The following is a 20,678-nucleotide window of genomic DNA, read 5'->3' as shown; positions in this document are numbered from 1 at the left end:
GCCCCACCCCGACCGAAGGTCACCCCTCCACCCGAATCCCCATCTCCCCCGCCAACACCGGCGCCAGATCCATCAACTGCGCCGCACTGATCACCGCCCCCGACAACCGCTCCACCCCCCGCGCGATCTCCACCGACGCGGCCCCCCGCAGATCCACATCCACCAAGGTCACCCCACTCAGATCAGCCCCCTTCAACGCACCTCCCACAAACGCGACCCGCTCCAACCGCGCACCCCCGAAATCCGGCTCGACCAGCACACAGTCCTCGAACACCACGTCCTTGAGCCGGGCCTCCCGCAGGTTGAGGTAGTCGATCTTCCCCCCACGCACGAGCACCCGCTCCAGCACGGCCCCGTGCAACTGCACCCCACCGAGCCGCGCCTCCACCAGCTCCACATCACGCAACGTCGCCTCGGCCAGATCCGTACCGACACCCCGTATCCCGGTGAGGACGGAGTCGAGCACACGAGCCCGGTGCAGCCGCGTCTCGTCCAGCGCGCACCCCGTCAACGCGCAGTCCATGAAACGGGCGCCCCCACCGTCCTGCCCGACGAAGTCCTCGTCCCGGAACTCCAGCCCGTCATAGTCCCCGTCGGGCTCCAACTCCCCGCCCACGTACGCCTCCAGCACCGGCAACCGCACCTCCGGCCGCCGCGCCGCCTTCACCACCGACCTCGCCCTCACCATCCCCCCATCCTGCACCCCACCACTGACACTCCGCCTGACCTGCACATACACGCCCAGGAACCCCCCACCGACAGCCCCATGTCACATTCCGGCGCCCTCGACCTGTCGTACCCGCAGACAGCTGCCAAGACGGCCGACACCGACCCGAGGGAGCCCCAGCCATGCACCGTGCTCCAGCCACGCACATCTCCTCCTCCCGCACCCCCACCCCCCTCACCGTCATCGGCGGCGGCTTCGCCGGGCTCACCGCGGCGATCACCGCCGCCGAGGCGGGCGCGAGGGTCACCGTCTACGAGGCACACCACACGCTCGGTGGCCGGGCGCGGACCGCGGAGGGGCGGTACCGGACGAATGAGGGACCGCACGCGCTGTACAGCGGCGGCCCGCACTGGACTTGGCTCGGGCAACGGGACCTGATCGGGCCGCTCGCCCCCCTCCCGCCCCTGGAGACCGCCCGGCTGCGCCTGCACCACAAGGGCGTCCTGCGCCGGACCCCGCCGTTCGCGATGCTCAAGCTCCTCCGCCCACGCCGTACGGGCCAACACCCGCCTGTCGACGTCGACTTCCTCACCTGGGCGACCGAACAGGCCGGCGAGGAGGCCGCGCGCGCCGCCGCCACCTACTCGGCGGTGGCGCTGTTCCACCACGACCCGGGCTCCCTGTCCGCCGCGTTCGTACAGGAACGGCTGCGCCGGGCCACGAAGTTGCCCCCGGAGGCGCACTACCCGCGCGGCGGCTGGGCGAGCGTCATCGACCGGATGGCGGCCCGCGCCTGGAACCTCGGCGTCCGCATGGAGACCCTCAGCCGGGTCGACAGCCTCGACGTCCTCAGCAGCACCAACAACAACGGCAAGGGCACCGGCCCCATCATCGTCGCCACCTCCCTCGACGCCGCCCGCCGCCTGCTCAAGGACGACTCGCTGACCTGGCCGAGCGGCCGTACGGCACTCCTCGACCTCGCCGTACGTACCCGTCGCGGAGACGCGTTCGCGGTCTCCGACCTGGACGCGCCCGGCTGGGTCGAACGGTTCACCGCGCAGGACCGCACGCTGGCCCCGGCGGGCGAACAGTTGCTCCAGGGGCAGTTCCCGATCGGTCCGCACGAGTCTCGGGCGGACGGTGTCGCCCGGGCCGAGCGCCTGCTGGACCTGGCCTTTTCCGGCTGGCGGGACCGGGTCACCTGGCGGCGCGAGGCGACCGCGAACGGCCGTACGGGCGCGGTCGATCTGCCCGGCACCAGCTGGCGCGACCGCCCGGCCGTGGACCGGGGCGACGGCGTGTACCTCGCGGGCGACCAGGTCGCGGCGCCCGGCGTGCTCTCGGAGGTGTCGTTCAACAGCGCCCTCGCGGCCGTCTCGCTGGCACTGGGCAGGAGGTCGAAGAACACCCTTGACCTCAAGCACGCTTGAGGTCGGAGGCTGGGGCTCGCCAAGCGAAACCAGGCGAACACACGCCACGCGAACGCGAGACACGCGAGACCGCCCAAGGGAGCCCTTCATGCACGCCATCCGTCTGCACGCCTTCGGTCCGGCCGAGAACCTGACGTACGAGCAGGTCGCGGACCCCGAGCCCGGCCCGGGCCAGGTGCGTATCGCCGTCGCCGCGGCGGGCGTACATCTGCTGGACGCGGCCATCCGCGAGGGCCACCCGGGACCAGGACCGGCACCGGAACTGCCCACGGTCCCCGGCCGCGAGGTCGCCGGAGTCGTCGAGGCTCTCGGGGAGGGCGTCCCGGAGCTCTGGCTCGGCAGGCGGGTGACGGCCCACCTCGGGTTCAAGCCCGGCGGTTACGCCGAGTTGGCCGTCACGGAGATCGAACGGCTGCACGAGATCCCGGAGAACCTCGACTTCGCCGAGGCGGTCGCGATGATCGGCACGGGCCGTACGGCGATGGGGATCCTGCTCTTCGCCGAACCGGGCCCGGACGACGTGGTCGTGATCCCGGCGGCGGCCGGCGGTCTCGGCACGCTCCTCGTGCAGTACGCCAAGAACGCGGGCGCCACGGTCGTCGGCCTCGCCGGCGGGCCCGAGAAGACGGCCCGGGTGGCGGCGAACGGCGCCGACCTCGCCGTCGACTACACCGACCCGGCATGGCCGGAGAAGGTCGCCGCGTACCGGGGGAAGGCCACGATCGTCTTCGACGGGGTCGGCGGGGCGGCGGCGCGGGAGTCCGTCGCCCTCCTCTCCCCCGGCGGCAGGCACCTCGTCTTCGGCTGGTCGGCGGACGGGATCAAGAACGGCGGCCCCTACGTCGTCGAGGGCGTCTCGGAGTCGGTCCTCGGCGAGGAGATGCGCCGCCGGGCGGGCGGCCCCGACCCCATCCGCACCCTCGAACTCCGCGCCCTCGCCGAAGCCGCCGCCGGCCACCTCACCCCGGCCGTCCACCGCTTCTCCCTCGCCGAGGCGGCCGCCGCCCACCGCGCCCTGGAGAACCGGGGCACCACCGGAAAGGTGGTGCTGGAGCCGTGACCACCTCCACGAGACGTCCCGGCCGGGACGGTGAGGGCGCCCTGCTCGCGGGCCACGACCCGCAGCCGCCGGGCCCGCACCGCTCGTCCCCGACCGCCACGGCGACGGACACCCCTGCGGCCCCCGACCCCCGCCGCTGGTGGGCCCTCGTCGTGATCGCGCTCGCGCAGCTGATGGTGATCCTGGACGCGACGATCGTGAACATCGCGTTGCCGTCGGCGCAGCGGGACCTGGGTGGCCGCGACGATGATCACGGCGAAGGCCCCGCTGCACGCCTGGCGATCGCCCGGTTGGCCGCGCCACGGTCGACCCACTCGCCGCCCCGGTGCGCGAAAGCGACCCGGCCCGCCAGGACGTAGCGGCCGTGGGGGCGTTCGCCAGATGCGCCAGCGGCGCGGGCAGTTTGATGCTCGCCTCGGGCCCCACACCATGCAGGCCGGACGCGACGAATGGCGCCGCCACACTCCTCAGCTCACCCACCCCGTCACCCCCGCCCCCACCCGAAAATCCCGTCGCCATGGGAACGAGCGCTGCCCATGAAGGTCACACCTTCGATGAAAGAACGTCAGTTCCCCGCTGAAACCGGCCCCACGGCCGGACCACGCGACACGACACCCCTCCCCACCGGGCCTGTCTCCTACGGATTTCGTGGCGTACGGGCCGCCCCGCCGGGCCGGAAATCCAAAGAAATCCGGGAAGGCACGCGCGTAGTGTCGCCCGCATGATCGATGCCATCTCGGTCCCGGAGGAACTGGCCGCCACCCTGGAGATGTTCTTCGAGGAAAAGGGCCTGGCCTTCGCCGCCGCCCTTCCCGGCCTGGCCACCGGATTCCTGGACCACTGGGGACTGCGCCTCGACGGCCCGGCCATGCACGGCATGTGCGCCCTGGTCCTGCCCGTGGTCCGCACGGCCGACGACACCCCGGCGGTCCTCAAGCTCCAGATCCTCGACGACGAGAGCGAGGGCGAGCCGGTCGCCCTGCGCGTCTGGAACGGCGACGGGGCGGTACGGCTCCTGGCCCACGACGACGAAACGGGCACCATGCTGCTCGAACGCCTCGACCCGGCCCGCATGCTGTCCCACGAGCCGGACACCCGCAAGGCCGTCCTGGTCATCGCCCACCTGCTGGCCCACCTGACCACCACACCGGCCCCGCCGACCATGCGCCGCCTGGCCGACATCGCGGCGGACATGCTGGACCGCACCCCGCCGGTCCTGGCCCGCATCCCGGACGCGTCCGACCGCCGCCTGATCGCGGACTCCGCGGCAGCGGTACGCGAGGTCATCGCCGAACCCGGCGACCGCCTCCTCCACTGGGACCTGCACTTCGACAACGTCCTCGGCGCAGACCGCGCCCCCTGGCTCGCCATCGACCCCAAGCCCCTCGCCGGCGACCCCGCCTTCGAACTCTGGCCGGCCCTGAACAACCGCTTCGACCCGAACGAGGTCCCCTGGCGCTTCGACGCGATGACGGACGTCCTCTCCCTGGACCGCGACCACGCCCGAGCCTGGACCCTCGCCCGCCTCCTCCAGAACGCCATCTGGGAGATCGAAGAGGGCCGCCCCCTCGACCCCGATGACCTGGAACTCGCCCGCCGCCTCCGCTGACCCACCCCCTCCAACAAAAAATCCCGGGCCGCAATCGCGACCCGGGATCAACAGAGCCCCCTGTCGGATTCGAACCGACGACCTACGCATTACAAGTGCGTTGCTCTGGCCAGCTGAGCTAAGGAGGCGTGGCCCCTCGCGGGGGCGCCCGTGCAGTGTACCCACGTCACAGGGTGCGCTCGTCGAAAATTTCCGCGAAGTTCACAGGGGTCCAGGTACTGACAGACCAGGTGAACGACAGGTACCGTCCTGACCCAATCCACTCCCGTGGACTACACCACCGTGGAACCGTCCGCGGTGGATCACCACCTTTACTCGGATCGTCCGGCACGTTCCTGCCGGTGAAGGGGGCCTACGACCCATGGCCACAGTTTCGTTCGACAAGGCGACCCGGATCTACCCGGGTTCCACGAAGCCCGCCGTCGATGCTCTGGAGATCGACATCGAGGACGGCGAGTTCCTCGTCCTCGTCGGTCCGTCCGGTTGCGGCAAGTCCACCTCGCTCCGCATGCTCGCGGGGCTCGAGGACGTCAACGGCGGCGCCATCCGCATCGGTGACCGCGACGTCACGCACCTGCCGCCGAAGGACCGGGACATCGCCATGGTGTTCCAGAACTACGCGCTCTACCCGCACATGTCGGTCGCCGACAACATGGGCTTCGCGCTGAAGATCGCCGGCGTGAACAAGGCGGAGATCCGGCAGAAGGTCGAGGAGGCCGCGAAGATCCTCGACCTCACCGACTACCTGGACCGCAAGCCGAAGGCCCTCTCCGGTGGTCAGCGTCAGCGTGTCGCCATGGGCCGTGCCATCGTGCGTGAGCCCCAGGTCTTCCTCATGGACGAGCCGCTGTCGAACCTCGACGCCAAGCTCCGTGTCTCGACCCGTACGCAGATCGCGTCCCTGCAGCGCCGCCTCGGCATCACCACCGTCTACGTCACCCACGACCAGGTCGAGGCCATGACGATGGGCGACCGTGTGGCGGTCCTCAAGGACGGTCTGCTCCAGCAGGTCGACACCCCGCGCAACATGTACGACCGCCCGGCCAACCTCTTCGTCGCCGGCTTCATCGGCTCCCCGGCCATGAACCTGGTCGAGGTCCCGATCACCGACGGCGGCGTGAAGTTCGGCAACAGCGTCGTCCCGGTCAACCGTGACGCCCTCAAGGCCGCCTCCGACAGGGGTGACACCACGGTCACCGTCGGTGTCCGTCCCGAGCACTTCGACATCGTGGAGCACGGCGGCGCCGCCGCCTCCGCCCTGTCGAAGGACACCGACGACGCCCCGGCCGGCCTCGCCGTCACCGTCAACGTCGTCGAGGAGCTCGGCGCCGACGGTTACGTCTACGGCACCGCCGAGGTCGACGGCGAGACCAAGGACCTCGTGGTCCGCGTCAACGGCCGCCAGGTCCCGGAGAAGGGCGCGACGCTGCACGTCGTGCCGCGTCCGGGCGAGAACCACGTGTTCTCGACCTCGACGGGCGAGCGCCTCTCCGACTGAACCGGACACGACCGTTCGTGACCGTTCGCGAAACCACCGGCCCGGGACAAATCACCCAGGTTGACGAAGAGGGCCCCGCAAACACCTGCGGGGCCCTTTTCGCTGTCACCAACTACCCCGGCAATCAGGTCCATTTCGACCAGCGTGGGTCAACCCGCTACCCAGAAAACGGCGCTTCAGCGTCCCCCGTATAGGTGACCTAATGTCGCCATATCACTACTCCGCGCTACCCTCACTCGCGTGAAGCACACCCACACCTACACCCAACGGACGCGGCACGGCCGCGGTCCCGCCCGCCGGATCGGCCGTTCCCTGGCTCTGGTCCTGCCCGTCGTCCTGGTCCTCTCCGGCACCCTCGCGGTCACCCGGGTCAACTGGTCGGGCTCCGACTCCGCGGAGTCGGTGCTCGCCGCCTCCGAGGTCTCCCAGCGCGCCAAGACCCGTGCCCCGCACGAGGTGCTGCGCGACAAGCTCCTCGTGGAGCTCCAGGAGGAGGACCCGGGCGTCGCCCTCACCCACCTCCAGCAGGCGGTGAACGGCCGCCCGGCACTGGCGAGGCACTGCACCTCCATCGCCCGCGCCCTCGGCCGCGCCGCCGTCCGCGCCTACGGCCCCACCCGCGCGCAGTCCTACGCCCGCCCGGTCTGCGACACGTCCTTCGCGACAGGGGTGGCCGCCCAGTACAGCTGAGCACCGCGCAGGGCACCACCGAGGGCCCCGCAGGGCCGCTGGAAGCCCCCACGGCTCCCAGCGGCTCCCGGAGGCCCTGAAGGATCCCCGAGGGCCAGGGCTCGCACCCCCCGTATACCGCCCCGTTCCACCCCGCATACCGATCCCAGGGCCGTGCTCCCGCGAACGGGGCGCCACGTACAGTTCGGTCATGACCGATCCGAACGCCGCGTCGCGCCCCGTTCAAGCCGTGGTCCTCGCCGGTGGCCAGGGCTCCCGGCTGCGTCCGTACACCGACGACCGGCCCAAGCCCATGGTCGAGATCCCCGGTACGGGCACCCCGATCATCGGCCATCAGCTCACCTGGCTCGCCGAGGAGGGCGTGACCGACGTGGTCGTCTCCTGCGGCCACCTCGCCGATGTCCTGCAGAAGTGGCTGGACTCGGCCGACCTGCCGGTCCGCGTCACCACGGTCGTCGAGACGGAACCCCTGGGCCGAGGCGGCGGCCTCAAGTACGCCGCCGCCCACCTCCCCCACCCCGACCGCCCCTGGTACGCCACCAACGGCGACATCTGGACCCGCTTCTCGCTCCGCGACATGGCGGACTTCCACACCGAACGCGACGCCCTCGTCACCCTCGCCCTGGCCCGTCCCCGCATCCCCTGGGGCGCGGTGAAGACGGACGGCTTCGGCCGCGTCACCGACTTCATCGAGGCCCCGCCGACGACGTACGAGATCAACGCCGGCGTCTACGTCTTCTCCCCGGAGTTCACCGACCTCCTCCCCTCCCGGGGCGACCACGAACGCACCACCTTCCCCCGCCTGGCCCGAGAACGCCGCCTCGCGGGCTTCCCCATCCCCCAGGGCGCCTACTGGCGAGCCATCGACACGGCCAAGGACCTGACAGAGGCAGCGAAGGAACTGGCAGCGCTGGGCCGCTGAAGGGCGTCATTCAGGGTCTGGGGCAAGGGGCAGCGCCCCACAGAGGCGCGGGAAGCTGCGCGACCAGCCACGAACGGTCCGCACTCGCCACACCACAACTCCCTCCAGCTATCAGGCGCCCCACCCACCCACCTCCGCCAGAACACACAGCAATGGGCCCCGCGCAGAAAATCACGCGGGGCCCATCTGCATATCGGCGCAGCCGGAGGAACCTATCCGAGCAATCCCCCCACCAGCCCAGGCTGCCCACCCGAAGAACTCCCACCGGAACCCCCGGTGGACCCGCCGGACCCCCCGGTCGTACCGCCGGAGGCGCCCGCATTCGTGCCCCCGCTCGAACTGGGCCCAGCAGTAGTACTCGGCACCTGCTCAACCGGTGAAGACTGCTGCGGCGGCGCCTGCCCCGCCGTCCCCTGCGTCTGACTCGGCTGCCCCCCGGTGACCGCACCGGTGTCCCGCGTGGCCGGCGGCGTAGTGGCCTCCTGCGAAGGACTCGCCGACGTCGCGCCCGCGGTGGGCGAGTTGGACGCGGATGGGCTGTCCTGGCGCCGCTTGCTCGGCTCACCCGGCAGCGGCGACCCCGGCAGCTCGTTGCGCGGCGCCTCCCCGGGCCCGGGAACGACGATCCGGTCGGTGTCCCGCACGGCCCCGCCGAGCACTGACCCCACGAGCAGCGTCAGCCCGACGACGATCGCGGTGACGAGCGCGCCCCTCCGCAGCACGTACCGCCGCAGCTCCCAGATGTCGGTGCGCGGCCCGAGGGAGCGCCAGGCGACGCCCGCGAGCCGCCCGTCGACGGAGTACACCGGCGCGCCCGCGATGATCAGCGGGGACCAGGCGGCGAGGTAGATGATGTCGGGCGTCTCGTAGACGGGGATGGTCTTCCAGCTGACGGTGACGAGCAGCGCGGCCGACAGCAGCACCCCGACGCCGGCGGCGACCCGCTGCCAGAGTCCGAGGACGGTCAGCACACCGACGATGACCTGGGCGAAGGCGATGACGAGCCCCGAACCCACCGGGTGTTCGAGAGCGAACTGCCGCAGCGGCTCGGCGACTTCCCACGGGTGCAGCGTGTTCAGCCACTTCACCATGGAGCCGCGCTTGCCGCCGTCGAAGTAGTGCGGGTCGCAGAGCTTGCCCATGCCGGCGTAGATGGAGATGCATCCGAGGAAGACGCGCAGCGGCAGCAGCACGACGCCCAGGTTCATCCGGCGGCCCGGGTAATAGGCGTGCCGGACAGGCTCGTTGCCGGTCCGCAGCCCGCTCCGCTCGTCCTCGCCGTCGTCGGGAGTATCCGCGAACTCCCCGTCGGAGTAGGCGTCTTGGCCGTACTGCGCCGTCCGGTCGTACTCAGGTTCGTCGTACGTGCTGCCGACACTCCGCATGGTGGGCAGCAGCCGGGTGCCGTCGGGGGCGGCATGGTCGCCGTGCGTGCGCTGGCTGCCGACGACGGGCGTCTCGACGGTCAAGTCGGCGCCGTAGCGCCCGCCTTCGTCGCGGTAGCGGCCGCCTTCGTCGCCGTAGCGGCCGCCTTCGTCGCCGTAGCGCCCGCTGTCGGTGTCGTAGCCGCCGCTGCCCGCGCCGTCGACGCGGGGAATGACCTGGGTCGAGCCCGTGTCGCTCAGCGGATCGGGGACTCCGATGACGCCCGCGCCGCGTACCGCCTGGAGGAGCCGGTGGGCTCCGGTGTCGTCCGGCGCGGACTTCCCGCTCCAGACGACAGGTGCGCGCCGACGCCCGGCGGCGGGCGCGCCGGAGCGCCCCGCCGTGCCCACGACGGGGATGTGCGCGGTGTCCGCGCTGGCGCTCAAGTGCCGTGCGATGCGCGGGGACGCCCGCGTGGAGACGCCCAACTGCACGCGGAAGCTCGCGTGGTTGACGATGACCTGCGCCGGATCGCTCGGCACCTTCACCATGCTCAGCGCGGGAACGTCGTCGAATCCCGAGTCGAATCCCGAGTCGAATCCCGACGAACGGTCCCCCGTGGGTGTGCGGGGTGTTCTGGTGTCCACACTCATCTAACCGAGTGACGTGTCGTTAGGACACTGTTTTGGCCGCCCCGATCTGTCCGGACCCCGTCAAGGGGATCCAGAACATCCCGAACTCCCAGCTAGGGCCCCTTTTACGCCCTGCGCCGTGCCGCCTCGTACAACACAACGCCCGCCGCCACACCGGCGTTCAACGACTCGGCCCCACCTGGCATGGGAATCCGCACCCGGTAGTCACAGGTCTCGCCGACGAGGCGGGACAGGCCCTTGCCCTCGCTGCCGACCACGATGACGACCGGGCCGCCAAGGGCCTCCAGGTCGCCGACCTCGGACTCTCCGTCGGCGGCGAGGCCGACCACGACGACGCCGGCCTTCTTGTAGGCCTCCAGCGCGCGCGTGAGGTTGGTGCAGCGGGCGACGGGCGTACGGGCTGCCGTGCCTGCGGACGTCTTCCAGGCGCCGGCGGTCATGCCGGCCGCGCGCCGCTCGGGCACGACGACGCCATGGCCGCCGAACGCGGAGACGGACCGGACGACGGCGCCGAGGTTGCGCGGGTCGGTCACCCCGTCGAGGGCGACGATCAGCGGGTCCTCGCCCTCGTCGTGCGCGGCGGCCACCAGGTCCTCGGGATGCGCGTACTCGTAGGGCGGGACCTGGAGGACGAGCCCCTGGTGGTTGAGCCCGTTGGTCATGCGGTCCAGCTCGGGCCGCGGCGCCTCCATCAGGTTGATGCCGCCGCGCTCGGCCGCGAGCTGCAGTGCCTCACGCACCCGCTCGTCGTTGTCGATGAACTGCTGGACGTAGAGCGTCGAGGCGGGCACGCCCTCGCGCAGCGCCTCGACGACGGGGTTGCGCCCGACGACCATCTCGGACGTGCCCTTGCCGCCCCGGCCACGCGCCACGGGGCGGCGCGCGGCCTGCTTCGCCTTGGCGTTGGCGATGCGGTTCGCCTTGTGCTTCTTGCGCATCTCGGCGGGCGGCGTCGGCCCCCTGCCTTCGAGCCCCTTGCGCCGCTGGCCGCCACTGCCGACCTGCGCGCCCTTCTTGCCGGACATGCGGCGGTTGTTAGCGGCCATGACCTACCCGTCTCTGCGAAGCGTGCGTGTGTTCGTCATCGTGTGTACGTAATGCAGTGTGCCGCCCGGAGAGCCGGGCGGCACAATCGATCAAGAAAGGGTCAGCGCGGGCCGAGCGTCCAGCGCGGACCGTCCGGGCTGTCCTCGATGACCAGACCCGACTGGTTGAGCTGGTCGCGGATGGCGTCCGCGGTGGCCCAGTCCTTACGGGCACGGGCGGCCTCGCGCTGCTGGAGGACCAGTCCGACGAGCGTGTCGACGACCCCGTGGAGGTCCTCGCCGCGGTCGCCGCCGCCACCGGCCCAGTGCGCGTCCAGCGGGTCGAGGCCGAGCACACCGAGCATGGCCCGCACCTCGGCGAGCCGCGCCACGGCCTCTTCCTTGTCGTCGGCGGCCAGCGCGCTGTTGCCCTGCCGGACCGTGGTGTGCACGACGGCGAGCGCCTGCGGCACCCCCAGGTCGTCGTCCATCGCCTCGGCGAACGCCGGCGGCACCTCGGCCGCGGGCTCGACGACTCCGCCGGCCTTCTCGACGACCCGCTGGATGAACCCCTCGATACGGGCGAACGCCGACTCGGCCTCGCGCAGGGCGTCCTCGCTGTACTCGATCATCGACCGGTAGTGCGGGGTGCCCAGGTAGTAGCGGAGCACGATGGGCCGCCAGCGCTTGACCATCTCACTCACGAGCACCGAGTTGCCCAGCGACTTGGACATCTTCTCGCCGCTCATGGTGACCCAGGCGTTGTGCACCCAGTACTTGGAGAAGTCGTCGCCGAAGGCCTTGGCCTGCGCGATCTCGTTCTCGTGGTGCGGGAAGATCAGGTCGAGGCCGCCGCCGTGGATGTCGAAGGCGCTGCCCAGGTACTTGTGCGCCATGGCCGAGCACTCCAGGTGCCAGCCCGGCCGCCCGCGCCCCCAGGGCGTCTCCCAGGTCGGCTCCCCCGGCTTCGCCGACTTCCACATGGCGAAGTCACGGGGGTCGCGCTTGCCGGTCTCGCCCTCGCCGGAGGGCTGGAGGAGGTTGTCGAGCTCCTGATTGGACAGCTGCAGATACTCGGGGAACGACCGCACGTCGAAGTAGACGTTCCCGTCCGCCTCGTACGCGTGTCCGCGCTCGATCAGCCCGCGCATCATCTCGACCATCTCGGTCACATGCCCGGTGGCACGCGGCTCGTAGGTCGGCGGCAGGCAACCGAGCACGCCGTACCCGTCGTTGAACGCGCGCTCGTTCTCGTACCCGATCGACCACCAGGGGCGCCCCTGGTCGGCCGCCTTCGCGATGATCTTGTCGTCGATGTCCGTGACATTCCGGACGAACGTCACGTCGTACCCGCGGTACTCGAACCACCGGCGCATGATGTCGAAGTTGAGCCCCGACCGGATGTGCCCGATGTGCGGGGCCGCCTGCACCGTGGCGCCACACAGGTAGATCGAGACACAACCCGGCGTGAGCGGGGCGAAGTCACGAATCTGCCGGGCGTTGGTGTCGTACAGGCGAATAGTCACGAGTCCAAGGGTAGTGGGCCACCGCCCATGCCCCGAGCCCTTGACCCCAAGGACAACAGATTCGTGACGTACGCACGCCCAGCACCCCCTGACGGGCCGCGCGCCCAAAAGGGGCGCGGGGAACTGCGCGGGCAACCACGACGATCCGCAGCCGAACAGAAGCACGCGAGCCGGGGGCCGGGGGCGCAGCCCCCGGGGAGGGGACGGGTAGGGGCGGCGGGGGCGAGAGAACCGCGCCTCAGCCCACCCGCACCACAAGCGCCGTGGCGACCGCCATCAGCCCCTCGCCCCGCCCGGGAAACCCCAGCCCGTCCGTAGTCGCCCCGGACACCGAAACCGGCGCCCCCACGACCTCCGAAAGCACCTTCTGCGCCTCGTCCCGCCGCTTCCCGATCTTCGGTCGCGACCCGACGACCTGCACCGCGACATTGCCGATGGCGAACCCGCCCGCCCGCACGATCCGCGCCGCCTCGGCCAGCAACGTCACCCCCGACGCCCCGGACCACTCGGGCCGCCCGGTACCGAAGTGCTGCCCGAGGTCCCCCATCCCGGCCGCGGAGAACAACGCGTTGCAGGCGGCGTGCGCCACGACGTCCGCGTCGGAGTGCCCGGCCAGCCCAGGCCCCTCCCCCTCCCACTTCAGCCCGGCGCACCACAGCTCCCGCCCCTCCTCGAAGGCGTGGATGTCGGTACCGATCCCGACCTGCGGCAACACCACGGATCCCGGCACGGACGGTGCCGGCGCGGTCCCGGCACCCCCGGAGCTTTCAGAACCCATCGTTCAGCCTCCTGCGCGCCAGGACCGCCTCCGCGAGCACCAGATCCAGCGGCCGCGTCACCTTGAACGCCTCCTCGTGTCCCGGCACGACCACGACCCCCAGCCCGAGCCGCTCCACCATGCTCGCGTCGTCGGTCACCTCCCCGGTGACCGTCTCGTGCGCCCGGAGCAGCGTCTCCCGGTCGAACCCCTGCGGCGTCTGCACCGCCCGCAGCCGCGCCCGCTCCGGCGTGGCGACGACCGGCTCCGGCACACCCGGCGCGTCCGCCGGCTCGACCTCCTTGACCGTGTCCGCGAGCGGCAGCGCGGGCACCACGGCCGGGGCCCCGTCCCGTACGGCCTCGATGACGGCGTCGACCGTGTCGACGGGCACGAGCGGACGGGCCGCGTCGTGGACGAGGACGATGTCGTAGCCGGACGGGAGCGCGTCGAGGCCGAGCTTCACCGACTCCTGGCGCGACTCACCCCCGGGGACGACGAGGAAATCCGTCCGCTCGGGCAGCGCGTGCGCGTCGAGCAGGGTCTTGACCTCGGGGGCGCCGTCGGGTGGTGCCACGACGATCACCAGGGAGACGGCACGGGACGCGGCCATGGCCCGCACCGCGTGGATCAGCATCGGAGTGCCGTTCAGCGCGCGTAGCGCTTTGGGGGCGCCCGGGCCGAGGCGTACGCCCCGACCGGCGGCCGGAATCACGGCCGCCGTACGGGTTGCCGCACCGGTTCCGGAAGGCGAAGGGCGCGAATCGTCAGACATCGGTTCCTGTCAGGTTTGTGTGCTCGGCCTACGTGGGTATGGCCACAGCGTGCCGGGCGCGACACCTTGACCGGACCCCTTCCGTGACATCTGGTCGAGCCAGCTGCCCGGGCCCGGCACGCCAAGTACGAGTACGTACCGAGTACCGGGGCACGCCAAGTATCCAAGTATCGGGGACCCCATTAGGCGTACGGCAGCCGGGCACGAACATGCCGCAGCGCCCGGCGACAATACATACGTCATCGGGCACCGCGGCATTTCGATGTGCTGCGCTGAACGGCTGAGCGGGCTGGCTGCCTGCCTCAGGAGTCAGTTCAGGACGCGAGGACCTCGTCGAGCAGGGCCTCGGCCTTGTCCTCGTTCGTGTTCTCCGCGAGAGCGAGCTCGCTCACCAGGATCTGGCGGGCCTTGGCAAGCATGCGCTTCTCGCCGGCGGACAATCCGCGCTCGCGCTCACGACGCCACAGGTCACGCACGACTTCCGCGACCTTGATGACATCGCCGGAGGCGAGCTTCTCCAGGTTTGCCTTGTAGCGACGCGACCAGTTCGTGGGCTCCTCGGCATACGGCGCGCGCAGCACCTCGAAGACCCGGTCCAGGCCGTCCTGCCCGACCACATCACGTACGCCGACGAACTCCGCATTGTCCGCTGGCACACGCACCGTCAGGTCGCCCTGAGCGACCTTGAGCACCAAATAGGTCTTGTCCACGCCTTTGATCTGGCGAGTTTCGATGGCCTCAATCAGCGCGGCCCCGTGATGGGGATAGACCACGGTGTCGCCAACCTTGAACGTCATGTGACAGGTACCCCTTCCGTGGCTATCCAGGGTAACACGGAAACGGCGTGTTCTGAATGGCGTTTTCGCAGGTCAGGGCGCATCTCGGGGCTTGACAACTGCAACAGGAACGTGCTGCGGAGGCCGAACGGAAGAGGGTATCCGCAGGTCGGAGCGGCTCTCCGGGCGGAGTGAAACGCGTACGTTACACGCATCCGGAGGGCTCCACGAGCGACCGAACATCCCGCTTTGTCCGCCCCCAAGTGTGCGACTTCCGCTACTCCGTTCGGTGAGCGGAGTCGGGTACGAGACGAATCCGGAATTGATCAAGGAGTTCGATCTACGGACACTGTTCCGCCGTTACCGGATCGTGTTCTTGTGCCGTTCCGGCGGCGTTCTGGCGGGCGTTCTGGCGGGCGTTCTGGCGGCTGATCGATTTTCGGCACCGGCCCGCATTCCTTGGCGGAAATCCAGGCGCGGCGGCGGCGAGTTCGATGCTGGTTATCTGAATGCGGGACGGGCGTGTGGGTGACGCTCCGCAATTGCTTCCCGTGGCTTGTCGGGGACTTGGGGAGGGTCGGGTGCGGCGGCGGCGGAACGGCTCGGTAACCTAAGGCCGCTACAGACCACGTACCGCCCACGTTCTAGGAGTTGCCGCCGCCGTGAGCAGCAGCCTTCGACGCGGCGCCCTCGCCGCCGCCGCCATCGCGTTCTCGATCGCCTCACTCGCCGCGTGCGCCGCCGGCAACAACGCCCAGACACTGGAGATCAAGCCGGACAACGCGGCCACCAGCGTCGGCGACATCAAGATCCAGAACGCGATCGTGGTCACCCAGCCGGGCACCGAGACCAAGGGTTCTGCCGTGGTCTCCGCGACGCTGTTCAACGGCGCCACGACCGACCAGACGCTGGACTCCATCACCGTGGAGGGCGCCGGCACCGCCGAACTCACGCCCGCCAAGGGCGAGGGCGAGGGCGAGGGCGAGGGCGAGGGCGGCAAGATCGTCGTCCCGGCCGGCGGCTCCGTGATCCTGGGCGGCGAGGGCAACGCCTCCGCGGTCCTGACGGACGTCGCCGACGCGGTCAAGGACGGCAACGCCCAGCAGGTCACCTTCAACTTCAGCGAAACCGGCGAGGTCGGCCTGCGCGCCTTCGTGGTCCCCGCCGAGCACTACTTCGAGAAGTGGGGCCCGAGCGACATCCCCGAGGCCCCCGCCGCCACCGCCTCCCCGTCCGAGGAGACCTCCGGCTCCCCCTCCGCGTCCACCTCGGGCTCACCGTCCACCGAAGAGGGCACCACGGAGGAGGAGGGCACCGCAGCCGGCTCGACGGCCTCCCCGTCCACGTCGACCTCGGCCGCGGAGTCCCAGGAGTCTTCCGACCACTGAGCCCCGTACGCCCGTACACGCCGAAGGGCGGCACCCCTTGGAGGGTGCCGCCCTTCGGCGTACGAGGAGCGCGTGGCCGTGGGCCAGCGGCTCTTGGCCGGTCTACGGCTCGAACTTGTACCCGAGCCCCCGCACCGTCACCAGATACCGCGGCGCACCCGGGTCCGGCTCGAGCACCGTCCCCGACGCACCCCTCGCACCGCTACGCAGGCTTCGGAGCGCTGCGCCGACCTCCGATCGGCGACCGGCACCCACCCGGGTCTACGGCTCGAACTTGTACCCGAGCCCCCGCACCGTCACCAGATACCGCGGCGCACCCGGGTCCGGCTCGATCTTGGCGCGGAGGCGCTTGACGTGGACGTCGAGGGTCTTGGTGTCGCCGACGTAGTCGGCGCCCCAGACGCGGTCGATGAGCTGCATACGGGTCAGGACGCGGCCCGCGTTTCGCAGCAGCATTTCGAGCAGGTCAAACTCCTTGAGAGGGAGGTCGACCTTGGAGCCCGAGACAGTGACCACGTGCCGGTCGACGTCCATACGGACGGGGCCGGCCTCCAGCGCGGCCGGGGTGACCTCCTCGGGCTCGCCGCGGCGACGCAGTACGGCCCGGATACGGGCGACGAGTTCGCGGGAGGAGAAGGGCTTGGTGACATAGTCATCGGCTCCTATTTCCAGGCCCACGACCTTGTCGATCTCGCTGTCCTTGGCGGTCACCATGATCACCGGGACATTGGAACGGCCGCGCAGCTGACGGCAGACCTCGGTGCCCGGCAGGCCGGGCAGCATCAGGTCGAGAAGGACGAGGTCGGCTCCGTTGCGCTCGAACTCGTCGAGACCGTCGGGCCCGGTGGTCGCGATGGCGACCTCGAAGCCCTCTTTGCGGAGCATGTAGGACAGGGCGTCGGAGAAGGACTCCTCGTCCTCGACGACGAGCACTCGGGTCACGGAAGGACCTCCGGGGCGGGAAGCGGTTCGTACGGGGATGGGGCGGTGTGAGGCTGTCCGTCCTCGGCGTCGAGGTCCGGGTGCTGGGCCGCGCGGTCGCGGGACGCGCCCGCTTCCGGCAGCCTGAGGGTGAACGTGGAGCCCTGTCCCTCCGAGCTCCACACCGTGACCTCCCCGCGGTGCGAGGCGGCCACGTGCTTGACGATCGCGAGACCGAGACCCGTACCGCCGGTCTGGCGGGAACGGGCCGGGTCCACGCGGTAGAAGCGCTCGAAGACGCGCTCCTTGTCCTTCTCCGAGATGCCGATGCCCTGGTCGGTCACGGCGATCTCGATATGGTCCCCGCCGGGCGCTGTCACCCGGCGCGCGGCTATGCCGACGCGGGTGCGGGCCGGGGAGTAGTTGACGGCGTTCTCGACGAGGTTGCCGAGGGCGGCGGCGAGCTGGCCGCGGTTGCCCCAGACGCGGAGCTCGGCGGTGCCGCCGGCGGCCATGGTGATCTGCTTGGTGCCGGCCTGGTGGCGGCAGCGGTCGACGGCCTCGGCGACCAGCTCGTCCACCCGAACGGGCTCGGCGTCCTCCAGCGGGTTGTCGTTCTGCACCCGGGAGAGGTCGATGAGTTCCTGCACGAGATTGGTGAGCCGGGTGGCCTCTATCTGCATGCGCCCGGCGAACCGTTCCACCGCCTCGGGGTCGTCCGACGCTCCCATGACGGCCTCGGAGAGCAGCGACAGGGCGCCCACCGGCGTCTTCAGCTCATGGCTGACGTTGGCGACGAAGTCACGTCGTACGGCCTCTATCCGGCGGGCCTCGGTGAGGTCCTCGACGAGGAGCAGCACGAGCCGGGAGCCCAGCGGGGCGACGCGCGCGGAGACGGCGAGCGCCTCCCCGCGTCCCGTGCCGCGCCGGGGCAGGTCCAGCTCGACCTGTCGTATCTCGCCGTCGCGGCGGGTGTCGCGGGCCATCTTGAGCATCGGCTCGACGGCGAGCTTCCCCCCGCGCACCAGCCCGAGGGCGTACGCGGCGGAGCTGGCCTTGACGACGGCGTCGGCCTCGTCGAGCACGACGGCGGAGGAGCGGAGCACTGACAGCACGGTGTCGACGCCGGGCGGAAGCACCGGGTCCGTGTGCAGGGACGTCCTGGTGGGACGCTTCTGCTCGCGCTCGCTGAAGCGGAACGCCAGCATGGCGATGACACCGGTGAGCACTCCGGCGATCGCTGCCGCTGCGGCGACCGCCGCGTTCACGTCCATGCAACCAGGTTAGGCACGAGGTCGGACATCCCCACAGCGATCGGAGGGCGACCTCGAACACTCGTCGCCCAGAGTTCACCTTGGAGCCAGTATTGGTTCATTTGAGATGGCTGAAACGGACGCGTACGGGCCGGAACGTGGGAGCGTGGGGTTCATCCGGGCCCCCGGTCACCGTTCATTCGGTCGTCCTGGCCTGGCGGAATGGCTTTCGGCACGGCTTTTCTGGTTACCCACGAGCAGACGTACGTAAGAGAGGGACACCCTGATGCGGGACGCGTACCACGAGGAACTTGACTCGATCGGTGAGGGCCTGGTCGAGATGGCCCGACTGGTGGGGTCGGCTATCGGTCGCGCCACGACGGCGATGCTCGACGCCGACCTGAAGCTGGCCGAGAGCGTGATCGAGGCCGACAAGAAGGTCGACGACCTGCAGCACGACCTGGAGGCCCGCGCGATAGCCCTGCTGGCCAGGCAGCAGCCGGTGGCGACGGATCTCCGTATCGTCGTGACGTCGCTGCGTATGTCGGCCGACCTGGAGCGCTCCGGCGACCTCGCCCAGCACGTGGCCAAGCTGACCCGACTCCGCTTCCCCCAGCCCACGGTCCCGCACGACCTGCACGCCACGATCCTGGAGATGGGCCAGCTCGCGCAGCGCCTGATGGCCAAGGCCGCCGAGGTCATCATCACCAAGGACGTCGACCTCGCGCTCCAGCTGGAGCAGGACGACGACGCGATGGACCTCCTCCACCGCACCCTCTTCCAGCACCTCATGGACGACCGCTGGAAGCACGGCATCGAGACCGCCGTCGACGTCACCCTCCTCGGCCGCTACTACGAGCGCTTCGCCGACCACGCGGTGTCCGTCGCCAAGCGCGTGGTGTACCTGGTGACGGGCGAGCACGCGGACGAACTGCAGGCGGACATCCAGCCGGTCACGGGGGTGGAGGGGGCGTAGGGCCCCCTGTCTGGTGCGGGAAGGGCGGGGAGGGCGGTAGGACTGCGGGTACGGCGCTCCGGGCCTGATGGTCCGGCGGGGCGTGCGGACGCCTCTGTGCGCCGTTGATGCGCCCGGCTGAACGGGCGTGCAATGGGGCAACCAACGGGCACAGGCACGAGCCTTCGCTGCCTTCGCTGCCTTCGAGGAGGGACCATGGCCGAATCCCCCGCCAGCCCCAGCACTCCGGACCCGACACAGGTCCGGGACACCCATCAGCCCGCCGACATCAAGAGCCTGCCCCTTTTCGGCGCCTGCGGCTGCGGCTCCGGATGTGCGTGCGGGTGCCAGTCCGGCAACCCGTGCCAGTGCGGCTGACCGGCACGCGGTCGCTTTCGTACGCGGGGGAGGGGGGCCTGTCGCTCGTGACGGGGCCCCTTCGCTCATGTCCGGGGCGGGTGGGTTCTCAGCAAAAGGGTTCGAAGTCTTCGTGGGAGGACATGATCTCGACCTCGAGGACCCCGCCCGCCGACTCGTACAGGGACAAGTAGGCCATGGTCCCGTCGACTCGCTTGCTGTAGCAGTCGGAGCCGCTCCGGTGCGTCCACCCGTGGGCCGGCGCGGCATCCCGGTAATGCGCGAGGACCGCCTCCGGGGCCCCTCCGTCGGAGTCCTGACTCTGACCCGGTTCCTGATTCGCGTCCTGTTCCTGTCCCTGTTCCCGGTCGTACGTGTAGGACCTGCCCACGACCACGATCACGGCATCGTCATCGCAATGCCGGTACGGCTCCCCCCGGATCGGCCCCGTCGGGCCCGGCGTCCAGCACGGGATCCCCGGCCAACGCCTCTTCCAGCCGCTCCTCCGCGGACCCGCACCCGTACGACACGAGGAACAACGCCGCAGGCACCCCCACGACCACGACCCCCACGGCGGCCATGACCCCCACCACCGATATCCCCACCCACATCAGCATGCGCATGACCGGCGACGCTAGCGCACCGCGAGGTCGCTCGTACGGCTGTATGAGCGCAGCATGAAGCCAGGGGCACGCGAGAGGAACAGGAAGAAGGAGGTGCGGGTCATGACCAAGTTCATGGACGTCCACCACGGGATGAAGGGCATCACCGCCGACCAGCTGCAGGCCGCGCACAAGGCCGACCTCGACATAGAGAAGGACGAGAACGTCCACTTCGAACGCGCCTGGGCCGACCCCCAGTCCGGCACCGTCTACTGCCTCTCCGAGGCCCCCTCCGCCGACGCCGTCCAACGCATCCACGAACGCGCCGGCCACAAGGCGGACGAGATCCACCCGGTACCCCTGACGATCTGAGCGTGCGAGGGCATGCGGCAGGCGCCGGTACGCCTCCGCACGCCCTGTCCGGTGTCGCCATGGGGATGGAACCATCC

General features: G+C 70.5%; 21 protein-coding genes, 1 tRNA gene and 1 pseudogene. 11 read left to right on the top strand and 12 right to left on the bottom strand.

Features of this window, described 5'->3' with window-relative positions:
* Positions 1-19 precede the first annotated feature (19 nt).
* Positions 20-688: a pentapeptide repeat-containing protein gene (locus ACFU53_RS36290; protein ID WP_384002438.1), complete on the bottom strand. Its 669-nt coding sequence runs from the start codon at positions 686-688 to the stop codon at positions 20-22.
* Positions 689-849: 161 nt separating this feature from the next.
* On the opposite strand from ACFU53_RS36290, the gene ACFU53_RS36285 reads away from it, so the two are divergent.
* From ACFU53_RS36285 to ACFU53_RS36270, 4 genes and pseudogenes are all read left to right on the top strand, one after another.
* Positions 850-2,097 (top strand): FAD-dependent oxidoreductase, encoded by a 1,248-nt coding sequence (locus ACFU53_RS36285; RefSeq protein ID WP_384002435.1) that lies wholly within the window; start codon positions 850-852, stop codon positions 2,095-2,097.
* An 88-nt stretch (positions 2,098-2,185) separates the two neighbouring features.
* Positions 2,186-3,157, top strand: a complete 972-nt coding sequence (locus ACFU53_RS36280) for a zinc-binding dehydrogenase (RefSeq protein WP_384002432.1) — start codon at positions 2,186-2,188, stop codon at positions 3,155-3,157.
* Positions 3,158-3,198: 41 nt separating this feature from the next.
* Positions 3,199-3,402: pseudogene (locus ACFU53_RS36275) on the top strand (MFS transporter); the annotation flags it as partial.
* Between the two features lie 476 nt (positions 3,403-3,878).
* Positions 3,879-4,766: an aminoglycoside phosphotransferase family protein gene (locus ACFU53_RS36270; RefSeq protein ID WP_384002429.1), complete on the top strand. Its 888-nt coding sequence runs from the start codon at positions 3,879-3,881 to the stop codon at positions 4,764-4,766.
* A 54-nt stretch (positions 4,767-4,820) separates the two neighbouring features.
* Here ACFU53_RS36270 and ACFU53_RS36265 read toward each other — a convergent pair.
* Positions 4,821-4,894: transfer RNA gene (locus ACFU53_RS36265), tRNA-Thr, on the bottom strand.
* Positions 4,895-5,127: 233 nt separating this feature from the next.
* On the opposite strand from ACFU53_RS36265, the gene ACFU53_RS36260 reads away from it, so the two are divergent.
* The 3 genes from ACFU53_RS36260 to ACFU53_RS36250 all read left to right on the top strand — a co-directional run bounded on the left by ACFU53_RS36260 (position 5,128) and on the right by ACFU53_RS36250 (position 7,876).
* A complete protein-coding gene (locus ACFU53_RS36260; RefSeq protein WP_384002426.1) occupies positions 5,128-6,264 on the top strand; it encodes an ABC transporter ATP-binding protein in 1,137 nt (378 codons plus the stop codon).
* Between the two features lie 240 nt (positions 6,265-6,504).
* Positions 6,505-6,954, top strand: a complete 450-nt coding sequence (locus tag ACFU53_RS36255) for a hypothetical protein (RefSeq protein WP_384002423.1) — start codon at positions 6,505-6,507, stop codon at positions 6,952-6,954.
* Positions 6,955-7,144: 190 nt separating this feature from the next.
* On the top strand, positions 7,145-7,876 hold the full coding sequence (locus ACFU53_RS36250; RefSeq protein WP_384002420.1) for an NDP-sugar synthase: 732 nt from the start codon (positions 7,145-7,147) through the stop codon (positions 7,874-7,876).
* A 212-nt stretch (positions 7,877-8,088) separates the two neighbouring features.
* Here the strand turns inward: ACFU53_RS36250 and ACFU53_RS36245 are convergent, their stop codons facing one another.
* From ACFU53_RS36245 to ACFU53_RS36220, 6 genes are all read right to left on the bottom strand, one after another.
* On the bottom strand, positions 8,089-9,894 hold the full coding sequence (locus ACFU53_RS36245; protein WP_384002417.1) for a DoxX family membrane protein: 1,806 nt from the start codon (positions 9,892-9,894) through the stop codon (positions 8,089-8,091).
* A gap of 104 nt (positions 9,895-9,998) precedes the next feature.
* Positions 9,999-10,940, bottom strand: coding sequence for a 23S rRNA (guanosine(2251)-2'-O)-methyltransferase RlmB (rlmB, locus tag ACFU53_RS36240; RefSeq protein WP_384002414.1), 942 nt, complete (start codon positions 10,938-10,940; stop codon positions 9,999-10,001).
* A 101-nt stretch (positions 10,941-11,041) separates the two neighbouring features.
* Positions 11,042-12,445 (bottom strand): cysteine--tRNA ligase, encoded by a 1,404-nt coding sequence (gene cysS, locus ACFU53_RS36235; protein WP_384002411.1) that lies wholly within the window; start codon positions 12,443-12,445, stop codon positions 11,042-11,044.
* Between the two features lie 238 nt (positions 12,446-12,683).
* The gene (gene ispF, locus ACFU53_RS36230) at positions 12,684-13,223 is read right to left on the bottom strand and encodes a 2-C-methyl-D-erythritol 2,4-cyclodiphosphate synthase (RefSeq protein ID WP_384002408.1); all 540 of its coding nucleotides are present in this window, start codon (positions 13,221-13,223) and stop codon (positions 12,684-12,686) included.
* Positions 13,213-13,977: a 2-C-methyl-D-erythritol 4-phosphate cytidylyltransferase gene (gene ispD, locus ACFU53_RS36225; protein ID WP_384002405.1), complete on the bottom strand. Its 765-nt coding sequence runs from the start codon at positions 13,975-13,977 to the stop codon at positions 13,213-13,215. Before ispD ends, ispF begins: the two co-directional genes overlap by 11 nt.
* Before the next feature lie 314 nt (positions 13,978-14,291).
* On the bottom strand, positions 14,292-14,774 hold the full coding sequence (locus ACFU53_RS36220) for a CarD family transcriptional regulator (RefSeq protein ID WP_003953493.1): 483 nt from the start codon (positions 14,772-14,774) through the stop codon (positions 14,292-14,294).
* A 301-nt stretch (positions 14,775-15,075) separates the two neighbouring features.
* On the opposite strand from ACFU53_RS36220, the gene ACFU53_RS36215 reads away from it, so the two are divergent.
* Positions 15,076-15,285, top strand: a complete 210-nt coding sequence (locus ACFU53_RS36215; protein ID WP_384002402.1) for a hypothetical protein — start codon at positions 15,076-15,078, stop codon at positions 15,283-15,285.
* A gap of 130 nt (positions 15,286-15,415) precedes the next feature.
* Positions 15,416-16,141, top strand: coding sequence for a copper chaperone PCu(A)C (locus tag ACFU53_RS36210; protein ID WP_384002399.1), 726 nt, complete (start codon positions 15,416-15,418; stop codon positions 16,139-16,141).
* 261 nt (positions 16,142-16,402) lie between these two features.
* Here ACFU53_RS36210 and ACFU53_RS36205 read toward each other — a convergent pair whose 3' ends face one another.
* Both ACFU53_RS36205 and ACFU53_RS36200 read right to left on the bottom strand, forming a co-directional pair.
* Positions 16,403-17,083 carry a response regulator transcription factor gene (locus ACFU53_RS36205; RefSeq protein ID WP_009340348.1) on the bottom strand — a complete coding sequence of 227 codons (681 nt, stop codon included), beginning with the start codon at positions 17,081-17,083 and terminating at the stop codon, positions 16,403-16,405.
* Positions 17,080-18,336 carry a sensor histidine kinase gene (locus ACFU53_RS36200; protein ID WP_384002396.1) on the bottom strand — a complete coding sequence of 419 codons (1,257 nt, stop codon included), beginning with the start codon at positions 18,334-18,336 and terminating at the stop codon, positions 17,080-17,082. Before ACFU53_RS36200 ends, ACFU53_RS36205 begins: the two co-directional genes overlap by 4 nt.
* 265 nt (positions 18,337-18,601) lie before the next feature.
* Here ACFU53_RS36200 and phoU point away from each other — a divergent pair, with 265 nt between their 5' ends.
* The gene (gene phoU, locus ACFU53_RS36195; protein ID WP_384002393.1) at positions 18,602-19,291 is read left to right on the top strand and encodes a phosphate signaling complex protein PhoU; all 690 of its coding nucleotides are present in this window, start codon (positions 18,602-18,604) and stop codon (positions 19,289-19,291) included.
* A 445-nt stretch (positions 19,292-19,736) separates the two neighbouring features.
* On the opposite strand, the gene ACFU53_RS36190 is transcribed toward phoU, so the two are convergent.
* Together ACFU53_RS36190 and ACFU53_RS36185 are read right to left on the bottom strand one after the other, a co-directional pair.
* Positions 19,737-20,030, bottom strand: coding sequence for a hypothetical protein (locus ACFU53_RS36190; RefSeq protein WP_384002390.1), 294 nt, complete (start codon positions 20,028-20,030; stop codon positions 19,737-19,739).
* Positions 20,031-20,037: 7 nt separating this feature from the next.
* Positions 20,038-20,250, bottom strand: coding sequence for a hypothetical protein (locus tag ACFU53_RS36185; RefSeq protein ID WP_384002387.1), 213 nt, complete (start codon positions 20,248-20,250; stop codon positions 20,038-20,040).
* 102 nt (positions 20,251-20,352) lie between these two features.
* On the opposite strand from ACFU53_RS36185, the gene ACFU53_RS36180 reads away from it, so the two are divergent.
* Positions 20,353-20,601: an SCO4226 family nickel-binding protein gene (locus ACFU53_RS36180; protein WP_319697772.1), complete on the top strand. Its 249-nt coding sequence runs from the start codon at positions 20,353-20,355 to the stop codon at positions 20,599-20,601.
* Positions 20,602-20,678 lie beyond the last annotated feature (77 nt).

This window comes from Streptomyces sp. NPDC057474, from assembly GCF_042802555.1.
In the GTDB taxonomy this organism is placed as follows: Bacteria; Actinomycetota; Actinomycetes; order Streptomycetales; family Streptomycetaceae; genus Streptomyces.
This window is presented reverse-complemented; position numbering and strand designations above follow the sequence as displayed.

Bases quoted from the DNA above. Each gene is read 5' to 3' on its own strand.
- ACFU53_RS36270 (WP_384002429.1), top strand. From the start codon at position 3,879: ATGATCGATGCCATCTCGGTCCCGGAGGAACTGGCCGCCACCCTGGAG.
- ispF (WP_384002408.1), bottom strand. From the start codon at position 13,223: ATGGGTTCTGAAAGCTCCGGGGGTGCCGGGACCGCGCCGGCACCGTCC.
- ACFU53_RS36200 (WP_384002396.1), bottom strand. From the start codon at position 18,336: ATGGACGTGAACGCGGCGGTCGCCGCAGCGGCAGCGATCGCCGGAGTG.
- ACFU53_RS36290 (WP_384002438.1), bottom strand. From the start codon at position 688: ATGGTGAGGGCGAGGTCGGTGGTGAAGGCGGCGCGGCGGCCGGAGGTG.
- ispD (WP_384002405.1), bottom strand. From the start codon at position 13,977: ATGTCTGACGATTCGCGCCCTTCGCCTTCCGGAACCGGTGCGGCAACC.
- ACFU53_RS36185 (WP_384002387.1), bottom strand. From the start codon at position 20,250: ATGCGCATGCTGATGTGGGTGGGGATATCGGTGGTGGGGGTCATGGCC.
- rlmB (WP_384002414.1), bottom strand. From the start codon at position 10,940: ATGGCCGCTAACAACCGCCGCATGTCCGGCAAGAAGGGCGCGCAGGTC.
- ACFU53_RS36245 (WP_384002417.1), bottom strand. From the start codon at position 9,894: ATGAGTGTGGACACCAGAACACCCCGCACACCCACGGGGGACCGTTCG.
- ACFU53_RS36250 (WP_384002420.1), top strand. From the start codon at position 7,145: ATGACCGATCCGAACGCCGCGTCGCGCCCCGTTCAAGCCGTGGTCCTC.
- ACFU53_RS36180 (WP_319697772.1), top strand. From the start codon at position 20,353: ATGACCAAGTTCATGGACGTCCACCACGGGATGAAGGGCATCACCGCC.
- ACFU53_RS36285 (WP_384002435.1), top strand. From the start codon at position 850: ATGCACCGTGCTCCAGCCACGCACATCTCCTCCTCCCGCACCCCCACC.
- ACFU53_RS36220 (WP_003953493.1), bottom strand. From the start codon at position 14,774: ATGACGTTCAAGGTTGGCGACACCGTGGTCTATCCCCATCACGGGGCC.
- ACFU53_RS36280 (WP_384002432.1), top strand. From the start codon at position 2,186: ATGCACGCCATCCGTCTGCACGCCTTCGGTCCGGCCGAGAACCTGACG.
- phoU (WP_384002393.1), top strand. From the start codon at position 18,602: ATGCGGGACGCGTACCACGAGGAACTTGACTCGATCGGTGAGGGCCTG.
- ACFU53_RS36260 (WP_384002426.1), top strand. From the start codon at position 5,128: ATGGCCACAGTTTCGTTCGACAAGGCGACCCGGATCTACCCGGGTTCC.